Consider the following 12,877-nt stretch of genomic DNA (forward strand, 5'->3'; position numbering starts at 1 on the left):
CTCGCGGTGGCAAGTTGATCGCGTTTGCGGCGCACGAGGCAGCAGGGCAAGCTGGTACAACGATGTCCTTCACGCTCTTTCCCGACACCCGCCTCGCGCTGGCCCGGGACTCGCTCGCCGGCCTGTCGGTGGGCGACGCGCTCGGCTCGCAGTTCTTCGTTCCCGGCCGGCACCCGGCCGACCTGGCCGCCGGGAAGCTGCCCCCGCCGCCGTGGCAGTGGACCGACGACACCGAGATGGCCTGCTCGGTGGTCGCCGCCCTGGCCGAGACCGGCCGGATCGACCGCGACGCCCTCGCCGCGGCCTTCGCCGAGCGCTGCGAGCCCTACCGGGGGTACGGGCCGGGCGCGGTGACCATCCTGCGGCTGATCCGCACCGGCACGCCGTGGCCGGTGGCGGCCGCCTCGGCCTTCGATGGTCAGGGCTCCTGCGGCAACGGCGCGGCGATGCGGGTCGGCCCGCTGGGCGCGTGGTACGCCGACTCCACCGCCCGGGCGGCGGCGCAGGCCCGGGCGTCGGCGGAGGTGACCCACGCGCACCCGGAGGGCGTCGCCGGCGCGGTCGCGGTGGCGGTGGCCGCGTCGCTGGCCGCCCGCGCCCGCCTCGACGGCCACCGGCCCGCCCCGGAGCGGCTGCTGGCCGGCGTCACCGCCGCGCTGGACCCGGCCACGGAGGTGCACCGGGGCGTACGCCGGGCCGCCGGCCTGCTCGACCGCCCGGTCGCCGAGGCCGCCGACGTGCTCGGCAACGGCTCCCGGGTCACCGCCCAGGACACCGTCGCCTTCACCTGCTGGGTGGCCGCCGTGCACCTGGGCGACTACCCGGCGGCGGTCCGCGCGTGCGTGGAGGCCGGCGGGGACGTCGACACCACCGCCGCCATCGTCGGGGCGGTGGTGGCCGCGCACACCGGCGTCGGCACGCCGGGCGGGGTGCCGGCCGACTGGCTGGCCGCCCGCGAGCCCCTGCCGGACTGGGCCGGCTGACCGCCGCCTGATCCAGGGTCCGACGCCCGCCCCGCCCCGCCGCGCCGTGCTCAGCGGGCGGCGACCGGCCTGCCCGGCGACTGCGCCCCGGCGGCGGCCGGTCCGGGCCCGTCCGGGTCGGTCCTGGGTGTCGGGTCCTCCCGCAGCACCGACAGGTCGACCGGCTCGGCCGGCTCGCGGCGACGCCAGCGGCTGACCAGCCAGCCGATCGCCGCGCCCCCGCCGAGGCCGGCGAGCAGCCCGGCGGCCAGCATCCCGTCCGCGTTCCCGCCGCCGCCCGGGGCGTCGCCGCCCGCCGGCCCACCCGCCGTCCGGACCCCCGCCGCCGGGACGTCGTCCGCCCCGCCGGCCGGCGCCCCGGCCGCCGGGGCGGCGCCGTGCCCGCCGTGCCCGGCCGCCGCGCCGGGGGCCGCCGGCAGCAGGGTGAGCGCCGGCGCCCGGCGAGCCCCGGTCGGCCCGGCCCAGCGCACCACCGTGCCGTCGGCGTCCGTGCGCAGCACCTCGAAGGTGAGCCGGTCGGTCTGCGGCAACGGCCCCATGGACAGGGTGAGCCGGGCCGGACCGGGAGCCGTGCCGGGCATCCGGACCCAGGTCACCGCGCTGGTCACCTCGTCGACCCGGGGCGAGTGGATGCCGGCGACGGGCTGGTCGAGCCTGCGGGAGGTGATCCGGGGCGCCCAGCCGGGCACCGACATCGGATAGACCTCGGCGATCGGGGCGTCGGCCGGCAGCCGGATCTCGATCCGCTCCGCGCGGGCGCCCGGCAGTTCGTCGGGCACCACGAACTCCAGCTTCACCGCACCGCCCTGTCGCGCCTGCGTCGGGCTGGTCGTCACGTCGGCCGCGTACGCCGGGGCGGGCCAGGTCAGCACCCCGGCTGCCGCCAGGACGGCCACCGTCGCGGCCCGGCCCCGGGACCCGGGCCGCACACCGTGCATCGTCGCCATCGTTCGGTCCCATCCGTCTCCACGGGGCCGGCACGGTTCCGGCCACATCCGGTAGTTCGGATGCGGGGACGCAAAGGTTCAACGCAGGGCTCAGGACGCCGGCCGGATCCGGCGCGCCCGGCCCGTCCCGGGGTGCCGGGCGGGGCGGCGCCCGTCCCACGGACCCCGGGGGCGGTGGCGTCGGCGACCGCCCCGGCGGGGGCGACCGATAGCATCGCAGGAGCCGAACGTTCGGCGTCATCCGTGCCGTCTGCTGGAGGAGTCACCGTGTCCGCACCCCGTACCCCCGCCGTGGCCGACCCCGTCGTCGTCGCCGCCGGGACCACGGCGGCCGACGCGGTGGCCGCGGCCGGTCTGCCCGCGTCCGGCCCGAAGGCGATCGTGGTGGTCCGCGACCCGCAGGGCCAGCTGCGCGACCTGGACTGGGCCCCGCAGGCCGACACCGAGGTCGAGCCGGTCAGCCTCGACTCGCCGGACGGGCTCAACGTGCTGCGGCACTCCTGCGCGCACGTGCTCGCCCAGGCCGTGCAGGACGTCTTCCCGGAGGCCAAGCTCGGCATCGGCCCGCCCATCGAGAACGGCTTCTACTACGACTTCGCCGTCGACAAGCCGTTCCAGCCGGACGACCTCGGCAAGCTCGAGAAGCGGATGCAGGAGATCGTCAAGTCCGGCCAGCGGTTCCGCCGCCGGCGCTTCGGCAGCCTCGACGAGGCGAAGGCCGAGCTGGCCGCCGAGCCGTTCAAGCTGGAGCTCATCGACGTCAAGGGCGAAGGGCTGGACACCTCCGAGGTGATGGAGGTGGGCGGCGGCGAGCTGACCATCTACGACAACCTCGCCGCCAAGGAGGACAAGGTCTGCTGGTCGGACCTGTGCCGGGGCCCGCACCTGCCGAACACCCGGCTGATCGGCGCGTTCAAGCTGATGCGTTCGGCCGCCGCGTACTGGCGCGGGTCGGAGAAGAACCCGCAGCTCCAGCGGGTCTACGGCACCGCGTGGCCGACCCGGGACGAGCTGAAGGCGTACCTGAAGCTGCTGGAGGAGGCCGCGCGGCGCGACCACCGCAAGCTCGGCGTGGACCTGGACCTGTTCAGCTTCCCCGACGAGCTGGGTTCGGGCCTGGCGGTCTTCCACCCCAAGGGCGGCATCATCCGCCGGGAGATGGAGAACTACTCGCGCATCAAGCACGAGCAGGCCGGCTACGCCTTCGTCAACACCCCGCACATCACCAAGGGCCACCTGTACGAGGTCTCCGGGCACCTGGACTGGTATGCCGACGGCATGTTCCCGCCCATGGAGGTCGAGGGCGCGAGCTACTACCTCAAGCCGATGAACTGCCCGATGCACGACCTGATCTTCCGGTCCCGGGGGCGGTCCTACCGCGAGCTGCCGCTGCGGATGTTCGAGTTCGGCACGGTCTACCGCTACGAGAAGTCGGGCGTGGTGCACGGCCTGACCCGGGTACGCGGCATGACCCAGGACGACGCACACATCTTCTGCACCGAGGAGCAGATGGCGGGCGAGCTGAAGTCCCTGCTCGTCTTCGTGCTCGAACTGCTGCGTGACTACGGCCTGGACGACTTCTACCTGGAGCTGTCCACCCGCAACCCGGAGAAGTCGGTCGGCACCGACGAGAACTGGGAGCGGGCCACCGAGGCCCTGCGCTCCGCCGCCGAGGAGTCCGGACTGGACCTGGTGCCCGACCCGGGTGGCGCGGCCTTCTACGGCCCGAAGATCTCGGTGCAGGCCAAGGACGCCATCGGCCGGACCTGGCAGATGTCCACCATCCAGGTCGACTTCAACCTGCCGGAGCGCTTCGGGCTGGAGTACCAGGCCGCCGACGGCACCCGGCAGCGGCCGGTGATGATCCACCGGGCGCTCTTCGGCTCGATCGAGCGCTTCTTCGGCGTGCTGACCGAGCACTACGCGGGCGCGTTCCCGGCGTGGCTGGCCCCGGTGCAGGTGGTCGGCATCCCGATCCGCGAGGACCACACCGACTACCTGCACGGCTTCGTCGCCGCGCTGCGCGCCGAGGGCGTCCGCGCCCAGGTCGACGCGGGCGACGACCGGATGCAGAAGAAGATCCGCACCGCCCAGCAGCAGAAGGTCCCGTTCATGGTGATCGCCGGCGACGACGACGTGGCCGCCGGCACCGTCTCGTTCCGCTACCGGGACGGCTCGCAGCGCAACGGGGTGCCGGTCGCCGAGGCCGTGGCCCACGTGCTCGACGTGGTCGGCTCCCGGACCAACGTCGGCCCGTCCGCCGCCTGACCCGCGACGCACCGAAGGCCCCCCGCAGCGCGGGGGGCCTTCGTCACGGGGTCGTCAGGTGTCAGATCCCGCAGCTCGGCGCGGACCAGCCGCCGACCGCCCCGACGTGGGTGTGGTCGTTGTGGCCCGGGTAGCCGGGGCCGAGGATGTTGCCGAAGCCGTGGTAGCGGGCCTGCTGGGCGAGCCGGCAGAACGAGGGCGACCCGACCAGGTCGACGCCGTCGCCGTAGAGGTGCCGGCTGTTGGAGGCGCCACCGACCGCGCTGTTGCAGGAGTAGCTGCGGAACCCGCTGCTGATGTTGATCGACACGCTGCCGAGGGCCTTCCGCATGGCCTGGAGCTTCCACATCGACACCAGCGCGTTGAACTTGGCCGTGCTGGCGGAGACCGCGCCACCGGACCAGGTGCTGTTGCACCGGTTGAGTTCCGCGTAGGTGAAGTTGACCGGGGTGCAGTCGTTGTCCTGGAGCGCGTAGAGCTGGTTCTGGGTCGCCGGCCCCGCAACGCCGTCCGCGGCCAGGCCGTACGCCTGCTGGAAGCGGATCACGGCGGACCGGGTGGCCGGGCCGAACGAGCCGTCAAGGGCGAGCTGGGCGTTGTACCCGGGGTAGCCGGCGAGCCGGATCTGCAGCTGCCGGACATCCTCGCCGGTGGCGCCCTGGGCGAGGACGCGTCCCCATGTGTAGCAGCCGTCCGCCTGCGCGGGGCTGCTGGTCGCCACCACGCCCACGAGGGCGGTGGAGGCGGCGAGCGCGCAGGCGGCGAGCGCCCGGCCAAAGCGGCGGAATGCGGTTCTCACGATGGGCTCCCATCGACAAGGGATGATGTCTGTGGATGGATTCTTCATTCACGTTCATCAGTTCGTCAAGAACTTTCACCCCCTATCCGTCCCCCTGAACGCGATCCGGGCCCCAGGGGGGGCGTCGGGGTCGGGCGCGGGCCGGCGTACGGCGTCCGGAGCGGGCGTCGCCGGGAACGTAGGATCGGTGGCGTGACTGGGGTGGAACGGCACACGGACAGCGGCATGGCCGACGGCCTGGAGCGGCTCTGGACTCCGCACCGGATGACCTACATCTCCGGGGAGGACCGGCCCGAGGGCGGCTACGAGCGGCCCGCCGGCTGCCCGTTCTGCCGGGCCCCTGGGCTGGCGCCCGCGGAGAGCCTGGTGGTGGCCCGGGGCGAGCACGTGTTCGCGGTGCTCAACCTCTATCCCTACAACCCCGGGCACCTGCTGGTCTGCCCCTACCGGCACGTGGCCGACTACACCGAGCTGGACCTGGCCGAGACCACCGAGCTGGCGGCGTTCACCCAGACCGCCATGCGGGTGGTGCGCAAGGTGAGCAACGCGCACGGGTTCAACCTGGGCATGAACCAGGGCGGCGTGGCCGGTGCGGGCATCGCCGCGCACCTGCACCAGCACGTGGTGCCCCGCTGGGGCGGCGACGCCAACTTCATGCCCGTGATCGGGCAGACGAAGGTCCTGCCGCAACTGCTCACCGACACCCGCGACCTGTTCACCAGGGCCTGGCCGACCTAGACCGACCCTCGCTCTTTCCGGCGGTCCGTGACGGTGTGCGGCTCCGCCCGCCGCTCCCCGCGTCCGACTCCTGGACGACCGACCCGAAGCGTCGGTCCGGGCCGGTCGGCGGCTGCGGTCGTGTCGTCGGTGGACTTCCTGTCCCGGGTCGGGCGCGAGGTGGCACGATCTGGCGATGGCAGTGACGACGCGGACGTTGGGCCGCAGCGGCATCGAGGTGAGCGCCCTCGGCATGGGGTGCTGGGCGATCGGCGGCCCGTGGGCCGAGGGCGGCCAGCCGCTGGGCTGGGGCGCCGTCGACGACGACGAGTCGGTCCGCGCGATCCGGCACGCGCTCGACCTCGGCGTGACGCTCTTCGACACCGCCGACACCTACGGGGCCGGGCACGGCGAGCGGGTGCTCGGCCGGGCCCTCGCCGGCCGGCGTGACGAGGCCGTGATCGCCACCAAGTGGGGCTACACCTTCGACGAGGCCACCCGCCAGGCCACCGGCGAGGACCCCTCCCCGGCGTACCTGCGGCGGGCCGTCGCACACTCGCTGCGCCGGTTGGGCACCGACCGGATCGACCTCTACCAGCTGCACCTGGCGGACCTGCCGGTGCCGCGGGCCGAGGCGCTCGTCGGCACCCTGGAGGACCTGGTCGCCGAAGGGCTGATCCGGGCGTACGGCTGGAGCACCGACCGCCCCGACCGGGCCGCCGCGTTCGGGCGGGACGCCCGGCACGCCACCGCCGTGCAGCACACGCTGTCGGTGCTCCGGGACGCCCCCGAACTGCTCGCCGTCTGCGACAAGTACGACCTCGCCAGCGTCAACCGGGGACCGCTGGGCATGGGCCTGCTCTCCGGCAAGTACACGGCCGGCTCCACGCTGCCCCGCGACGACGTGCGCGGGGTCGCCCCCGGTTGGCTGGAGTGGTTCCGGGGCGGCCGGCCGGCGCCGGAGTGGCTGCGCCGCGTCACCGCCGTGCGGGCGGCGTTGACCGCTGACGGGCGTACCCTCGCCCAGGGCGCGCTCGGGTGGCTCTGGACACGCAGCGACCGCACCGTCCCGATCCCCGGCTGCCGCACAGTGGCCCAGGTGGAGGAGAACGCCGGGGCCCTGCGCCGGGGTCCGCTGCCGGCCGACCAGTTCGCCGAGGTGGAGCGCCAGTTGGCCGCGCTGCGCTCGGCCGCCCTCCGCGACGCCGACCGCCCCCACCACCCGAGCCCGCTGCCCCCCACCGCCCGCCCCTGACCCCCTCACGAGAGTCGATCATGCACTTGTGGTGGCCGTTGTACCCCGAATCACACCTTTCACGCGGCACCACAACTGCGTGATCGACCGCGAGGGGCGGGGCCGCGAGGGGCGGGGCTAGGGGTGGGTGGGGTGTTCCTTGCGGAGCTGGTCGGCCAGGTGGGCGGGCATCGGGTCGTAGCGGACGAAGTGGCGGCGGAACGTGCCGGTGCCCGACGTCATGGAGCGCAGCTCGACCGCGTAGCGGAGCAGCTCGGTGGCCGGTACCTCGGCGCGGACCACGGTGCGCCCCTCGGCCTCGGGGTCGGCCTCGGTGCCGAGCACCCGGCCGCGCCGGCCGGACAGGTCGCCCAGCACCGCGCCCACCGAGGAGTCGGCCACCCGGACGGCCACCTCGTCGATCGGCTCCAGCAGCGCCGGCTGCCCCTTCCCGGCGGCGTCGCGCAGGGCGAGGGCGCCGGCGGTCTGGAAGGCCGCGTCGGAGGAGTCGACGCTGTGCGCCTTGCCGTCGACGAGGGTCACCCGCAGGTCCACCACCGGGTGGCCGGCGACCAGGCCGCGCTCCATCTGGGCGCGGACGCCCTTCTCGACGGAGGGGACGTAGTTGTGCGGCACCGCCCCGCCGACCACCCGGTCGACGAACTCGAATCCGGCGCCGGGCGGCAGCGGCTCGACCTCGATGTCGCAGACGGCGTACTGGCCGTGGCCGCCGGACTGCTTGACGTGCCGGCCGTGCCCCTTCGCCGCGACGGTCAGCGTCTCGCGCAGCGCGACCCGGACGGGCTCGGTGTCCAGCTCCACCCCGCCGGCGCGCAGGCGCTCCAGCACCACGTCGGCGTGCGCCTCGCCCATGCACCAGAGCACCAGCTGGTGGGTCTCCGGGTTGCGCTCCAGCCGCATGGTGGGGTCGCCGGCGACCAGGCGGGCCAGGTTGCGCGCGAGGGCGTCCTCGTCGGCGCGGCTGCGGGCCACGACGGCCACCGGCAGCAGCGGCTCGGGCATCTCCCAGGGGGCGATCAGCAGCGGCTCGTCCTTGGCGGAGACGGTGTCGCCGGTCTCCGCGCTGCCCGACTTGGTGATCGCGCAGATGTCGCCGGCCACGCAGGCGCCCACCTCGCGCAGGCTCGCGCCCAGCGGCGTGTAGATGTGGCCGACCCGCTCGTCGGCGTCGTGGTCGGGGTGGCCGCGCTCGGCCATGCCGTGCCCGGAGACGTGCACGGTCTGCTCGGGGCGCAGGGTGCCGGAGAAGACCCGGACCAGGGAGACCCGGCCGACGTGCCGGTCCACGGTCGTCTTGACCACCTCGGCGACCAGCGGGCCGTCCGGGTCGCAGGTCAGCGGCGGCCGGGGGGAGCCGTCCACCCCGGCGACCGCCGGCAGCTCGTGCTCCAGCGGCGAGGGGAAGCCGGCGGTGAGCACCTCCAGCAGCGCGTCCAGTCCCACACCGGTCTCGGCGCAGACCGGCACCACCGGGTAGAAGTGGCCGCGGGCGACCGCCTTCTCCAGGTCGTCGACGAGCACGTCGGTGCCGATCTCCTCCCCGTCGAGGTAGCGGTCCATCAGGGACTCGTCCTCGCTCTCGGCGATGATCCCCTCGATCAGCTCGTTGCGGGACTCGACGATGGCGGGCAGGTGCTCCGGGTCCGGCTCGCGTACCTCGGCCGGCAGGCCGGCGGTGTAGTCGAAGACCCGGCGGGTGATCAGGCCGAGCAGGCCGACTGTGGAGATCCCGTCGTCGCCGAGCATCGGCAGGTAGAGCGGCATCACGTTGTCGCCGAAGACCCGCTGGCACAGTGCCACGGCCTCGTCGAAGTCGGCGCGCGGGTGGTCGAGCCGGGCCACGGCCACCGCCCGGGGCATGTCGACCGCCGCGCACTCCTCCCAGAGGGCGGCGGTGGCGGCGTCCATCCCGTCGACGGCGGAGACCACGAACAGCGCCGCGTCGGCGGCCCGCAGGCCCGCCCGCAGCTCGCCCACGAAGTCGGCGTAGCCGGGGGTGTCGAGCAGGTTGACCTTGATCCCGTCGTGCAGCAGCGGGGCACAGGCCAGGCTCACCGAGCGCTGCTGGCGTACGGCTGCCGGGTCGTGGTCGCAGACGGTGGTGCCGTCGGCGACGTTGCCGGCCCGGCCGATCGTGCCGCTCGCCGCGAGCAGCGCCTCGACCAGGGTCGTCTTGCCCGCCCCGGAGTGCCCGACGAGCACCACGTTGCGGATCCTGCCGGGCTCGGTCACCACCGGCGCGCCGCCGGCGGCCCCCTTCTCCTGACTCTTCTGCGCCATGGGGCGCACCTCCCTCAGCCGTGGTTGGTGGCGACCGCCGCGCGCGACGGGGAAGCGGCCCGGTCGGGTTCCGCGGCGACATCCTCCGGTGTGGTGCCGGTTTGCGGGTAATCAACGGGCGGGTGGGTGAGCTGGCTCACTTCCCTGCCTCGATCTCACACCCGATCCGGGGCCGGCACAAGGCTCCGTCCCCGCGGGTCGCCTGACCGGCCGTACCACTGCTGCTACGCGGACGGTTATCGTGGGACCGCCATGGCGAAGATCTTCCAAGTGTCGGCCCGCGCGGGGATGACCCGTGTCGTCGAGCCGGTCGCACGCCGCCTGCTCCGAGCGGGCGTAACTCCCAACGCGGTCACCGTGGCGGGCACCCTCGGGGTGCTCGTCGGCGCGCTCGGCTTCGGTGCCCGCGGTCATCTGGTCGCCGGGGCCCTGATAGTCACCTTCTTCGCGCTCACCGACCTGCTCGACGGGACGATGGCCCGGATGAGCGGGGGCTCGACGAAGTTCGGGGCGTTCCTCGATTCGAGCATGGACCGGGTCGCCGACAGCGCCGTCTTCGGCGCGGTGGCGTACTGGCTGGCCACCCAGCACCAGTACTCGGGCGTCGCCGCCGCGCTGCTCTGCCTGGCCGCCGGCGGGCTGGTCTCCTACGTCAAGGCCCGCGCCGAAGGGCTCGGCATGACCTGCAACGTGGGCATCGCCGAGCGCACCGAGCGGCTGCTCATCGTCGGCGTCGGCGGGCTGCTCACCGGCGTCGGCGTCAAGCCCGCGCTGGAGATCGCGCTCTGGCTGCTCGCCGCCGTGTCGATCTTCACCGTGGGCCAGCGCATGGCGCACGTCCACCGCCAGGCCCAGCGGGTGCACTCCCCGGGCGGGCAGGGGTGAGCGCGACACCCGCCGGTCGGCCGGGGCCGGGGGGCCGGCGCCGGTGAACCTCACCGAGCTCGGCTACGTCGCCGGGTGGCGCGTGATCCGCGCGCTGCCCCGGTCCGTCGCGGCGGCGGCGTTCCGGGCGGGCGCCGACCGCGCCCACCGTCGCGGCGGCGGGGGTACGGCCCGACTGCGCGCGAACCTGCGCCGGGTGGTCGGCCCCGACCTGCCGGAGGCCGAGCTCGACGAGCTGGTCCGTCGTGGCCTGCGCTCGTACGCCCGGTACTGGCTGGAGGCGTTCCGGCTGCCCGCGCTCAGCCGGGCGGAGATCCTGGCCGGTTTCCGGCTCGACGGCGAGGAGAAGCTCGCCGCCGACGTGGCGGCCGGGCGGGGCGCGGTGGTGGCGCTGCCGCACGCCGGCAACTGGGACGCGGCCGGCGCCTGGGTCGCGGCGACCGGCTGGCCGATCACCACGGTCGCCGAGCGGCTCAAGCCCGAGGGCGTCTACCAGCGCTTCCTCGCCTTCCGCCGGAGCCTGGGCATGGAGATCCTGCCCACCCACGGCGGCGAGCGCAACGCCTTCGACGTGCTGGTCGACCGGGTCCGGGCCGGCACGGTGGTGCCCCTGCTCGCCGACCGGGACCTCTCCGCGCGGGGCGTGGAGGTCGAGTTCTTCGGCCACCGCACCCGGATGCCCCCGGGCCCGGCCCTGCTCGCGCTGCGCACCGGAGCGCCCCTCTACGTCGCCTCGATGTGGTACGAGGCGGACGCGGCGTGCGCCTCGATCGAGGGGCCGCTGCCGCTGCCCGGCCCCGAGGAGGGCCCGCTCGACCAGCGGGTCCGGTCGCTGACCCAGCGGATCGCCGACGGTCTGGCGGCGGGCATCGCCCGGCATCCGGAAGACTGGCACATGTTGCAGCGGATGTGGCTGGACCAGCACGGCAGGGGCGGCGACGCGGCCCTGCCCTCCCCGGCCGCCGGACAGGCGTAAGGGAGGCGTTTGCACGTGCGCATCGGCATCGTGTGCCCGTACTCCTTCGACGTGCCCGGTGGGGTGCAGAACCACGTCATGGACCTCGCCGAGGCGCTGATCGGGCTCGGGCACGAGGTGAGCGTGCTCGCCCCGGCCGACGAGGACTCCCCGCTGCCGCCGTACGTGGTGCCGGCGGGACGGGCCCTGCCCCTGCCGTACAACGGCTCGGTGGCCCGCATCGCCTTCGGCCCGGTCTCCACCGCGCGGGTGCGGCGGTGGATCATCCGGGGCGAGTTCGACGTGCTGCACGTGCACGAGCCGCTGACCCTGAGCCTGTCGCTGCTGGCCGTGCTCTCCGCCCGCGGCCCGGTGGTGGCGACCTTCCACACCGCGATGACCCGGTCGCGGGCGCTGGCCGCCGCGCAGGGCGTGCTCCAGATCGTGCTGGAACGGATCACCGCCCGCATCGCGGTCAGCGCGCTGGCGCGCAAGGTGCAGGTCGAACACATGGACGGCGGGGCGGTGGAGATCCCCAACGGGGTGGCCGTCGCGAAGTTCAGCCACGCGCAGCCCCTGCCGGGCTGGCCGGGGGAGTGCCCGCCGGGCCGCGACGGCGCGATCGGGTTCCTCGGCCGGTTCACCGAGGCCCGCAAGGGCTTCCCGATCCTGCGCGACGCCTTCGTCGAGCTGGCCCGGCAGCGTCCCGGCCTGCGGCTGCTGGTCGCCGGGCCCGGTGACGCGGACGACCTGTTCGGGCGGTTCCCGGCCGACCTGCGGGACCGGGTGACCTTCCTCGGGCTGGTCTCCGAGGAGGACAAGGCGCGGATGCTGCGCAGCGTGCACCTCTACGTGGCGCCGAACACCGGCGGCGAGTCGTTCGGCATGATCCTCACCGAGGCGCTCGCGGCGGGCACGACCGTCGTCGCCAGCGACCTCGACGCGTTCCGCCGGGTGCTCGACGGCGGCCGGGCCGGCCGACTCTTCCCGACCGGCGACCCGGCCGCGCTGCGTACCGCCCTCGCCGACCTGCTCGACGATCCCGGTGCCCGGGCCGCGCTGACCGCCTGCGGCGACCAGGTGGTGGCCACCTTCGACTGGCCCGTGGTCGCCCGGCGGGTGCTGGAGGTGTACGCGGCGGCGATCGAGGCCACCGACGGGCGGGTCATGGACACCGAATGGGTGGGGCTGGACTAGACGATGTCGGGCATGTGGTGGATGGTGCTCGCGGCCCTGGTCGTCGGGCTGGTGGCGGCGTACCTCGTCTGGACCGCCGGCCGGGTCGCCCGGCTGCACGCGCGGGCGGAGCTGGCGGCCCGCGCCCTGGAGGCCCACCTGCTGCGCCGGGCGGCCGCCGCCGCGGTCCTGGCCGAGCGCCGCTACGGCGTCGAGCTGTACGCGGCGGCGCGGATCGCGCTGGACGCCGAGCCCGACGAGCGGGAGGCCGCCGAGAACGACCTCACCCGCCAGTTGCGGGCGGTGGAGCTGGACCCGGCGGATCCGGGCTGCGAGGCGGTGATCGGCGCCAGCCGGCGGCTCGCCCTGGCCCGTCAGGTGCACACCGACCTGGTCCGCGACGCCCGCGCGGCGCGGGGGCGCCCGCTGGTGCGCCTGTTGCGGATGGGGCGCCGACGCCCCTGGCCGACCTACTTCGACATCGACGACCCCACCCTGACCGTCCCGGCTGACGTCCCCGCCACCTGACCCCGGCGGGCGTCCCCGCGCGGGAGCATCGCGGGCGGGGAGGGGACGGACTTCGCATTTGGGAGCGGCGCGGCAGGTGGGGAG

11 protein-coding genes are annotated in these 12,877 nt (G+C 74.8%); 8 read left to right on the top strand and 3 right to left on the bottom strand.

Translation table 11 applies throughout. The features are described from left to right. Nucleotides 1-62: 62 nt before the first annotated feature. The gene (locus tag AC0OO9_RS25030; RefSeq protein ID WP_484512793.1) at nt 63-983 is read left to right on the top strand and encodes an ADP-ribosylglycohydrolase family protein; all 921 of its coding nucleotides are present in this window, start codon (nt 63-65) and stop codon (nt 981-983) included. A gap of 50 nt (nt 984-1,033) precedes the next feature. Here the strand turns inward: AC0OO9_RS25030 and AC0OO9_RS25035 are convergent, their stop codons facing one another. Further along, complete coding sequence (locus AC0OO9_RS25035; RefSeq protein ID WP_484512795.1) at nt 1,034-1,930, bottom strand: DUF1775 domain-containing protein; 897 nt, start codon at nt 1,928-1,930, stop codon at nt 1,034-1,036. A 267-nt stretch (nt 1,931-2,197) separates the two neighbouring features. On the opposite strand from AC0OO9_RS25035, the gene thrS reads away from it, so the two are divergent. Continuing rightward, entirely contained in the window at nt 2,198-4,198 is a 2,001-nt protein-coding gene (gene thrS, locus AC0OO9_RS25040; protein ID WP_484512797.1) for a threonine--tRNA ligase, read from the top strand. A gap of 61 nt (nt 4,199-4,259) precedes the next feature. Here thrS and AC0OO9_RS25045 read toward each other — a convergent pair whose 3' ends face one another. Further along, entirely contained in the window at nt 4,260-4,997 is a 738-nt protein-coding gene (locus AC0OO9_RS25045; protein WP_484512799.1) for a D-Ala-D-Ala carboxypeptidase family metallohydrolase, read from the bottom strand. 225 nt (nt 4,998-5,222) lie between these two features. Here AC0OO9_RS25045 and AC0OO9_RS25050 point away from each other — a divergent pair, with 225 nt between their 5' ends. Then, nucleotides 5,223-5,735 carry an HIT family protein gene (locus tag AC0OO9_RS25050; protein WP_484518038.1) on the top strand — a complete coding sequence of 171 codons (513 nt, stop codon included), beginning with the start codon at nt 5,223-5,225 and terminating at the stop codon, nt 5,733-5,735. Between the two features lie 175 nt (nt 5,736-5,910). Further along, a complete protein-coding gene (locus AC0OO9_RS25055) occupies nt 5,911-6,969 on the top strand; it encodes an aldo/keto reductase (protein ID WP_484512801.1) in 1,059 nt (352 codons plus the stop codon). A gap of 117 nt (nt 6,970-7,086) precedes the next feature. Here AC0OO9_RS25055 and AC0OO9_RS25060 read toward each other — a convergent pair whose 3' ends face one another. Continuing rightward, the gene (locus AC0OO9_RS25060) at nt 7,087-9,249 is read right to left on the bottom strand and encodes an elongation factor G-like protein EF-G2 (protein WP_484512803.1); all 2,163 of its coding nucleotides are present in this window, start codon (nt 9,247-9,249) and stop codon (nt 7,087-7,089) included. A gap of 252 nt (nt 9,250-9,501) precedes the next feature. Here AC0OO9_RS25060 and pgsA point away from each other — a divergent pair, with 252 nt between their 5' ends. The 4 genes from pgsA to AC0OO9_RS25080 are packed head-to-tail and all read left to right on the top strand — an operon-like array spanning nt 9,502 to nt 12,793. Next, on the top strand, nt 9,502-10,134 hold the full coding sequence (pgsA, locus tag AC0OO9_RS25065; RefSeq protein ID WP_484512805.1) for a phosphatidylinositol phosphate synthase: 633 nt from the start codon (nt 9,502-9,504) through the stop codon (nt 10,132-10,134). A gap of 43 nt (nt 10,135-10,177) precedes the next feature. Then, nucleotides 10,178-11,110 carry a phosphatidylinositol mannoside acyltransferase gene (locus tag AC0OO9_RS25070; RefSeq protein ID WP_421458202.1) on the top strand — a complete coding sequence of 311 codons (933 nt, stop codon included), beginning with the start codon at nt 10,178-10,180 and terminating at the stop codon, nt 11,108-11,110. A gap of 15 nt (nt 11,111-11,125) precedes the next feature. Further along, nucleotides 11,126-12,286, top strand: a complete 1,161-nt coding sequence (locus AC0OO9_RS25075) for a glycosyltransferase family 4 protein (protein ID WP_311414472.1) — start codon at nt 11,126-11,128, stop codon at nt 12,284-12,286. A gap of 3 nt (nt 12,287-12,289) precedes the next feature. Beyond that, nucleotides 12,290-12,793, top strand: a complete 504-nt coding sequence (locus AC0OO9_RS25080; RefSeq protein WP_484512807.1) for a hypothetical protein — start codon at nt 12,290-12,292, stop codon at nt 12,791-12,793. The last annotated feature ends 84 nt before the right edge of the window (nt 12,794-12,877 follow it).

The organism is Micromonospora sp. USAFONa4, assembly GCF_057197825.1.

What these genes read in the sequence shown, in the direction of transcription:
- pgsA (WP_484512805.1), top strand. Translation starts at nt 9,502, where the DNA reads ATGGCGAAGATCTTCCAAGTGTCGGCCCGCGCGGGGATGACCCGTGTC.
- AC0OO9_RS25050 (WP_484518038.1), top strand. Translation starts at nt 5,223, where the DNA reads ATGGCCGACGGCCTGGAGCGGCTCTGGACTCCGCACCGGATGACCTAC.
- AC0OO9_RS25030 (WP_484512793.1), top strand. Translation starts at nt 63, where the DNA reads ATGTCCTTCACGCTCTTTCCCGACACCCGCCTCGCGCTGGCCCGGGAC.
- AC0OO9_RS25060 (WP_484512803.1), bottom strand. Translation starts at nt 9,249, where the DNA reads ATGGCGCAGAAGAGTCAGGAGAAGGGGGCCGCCGGCGGCGCGCCGGTG.
- AC0OO9_RS25080 (WP_484512807.1), top strand. Translation starts at nt 12,290, where the DNA reads ATGTCGGGCATGTGGTGGATGGTGCTCGCGGCCCTGGTCGTCGGGCTG.
- AC0OO9_RS25035 (WP_484512795.1), bottom strand. Translation starts at nt 1,930, where the DNA reads ATGGCGACGATGCACGGTGTGCGGCCCGGGTCCCGGGGCCGGGCCGCG.
- AC0OO9_RS25055 (WP_484512801.1), top strand. Translation starts at nt 5,911, where the DNA reads ATGGCAGTGACGACGCGGACGTTGGGCCGCAGCGGCATCGAGGTGAGC.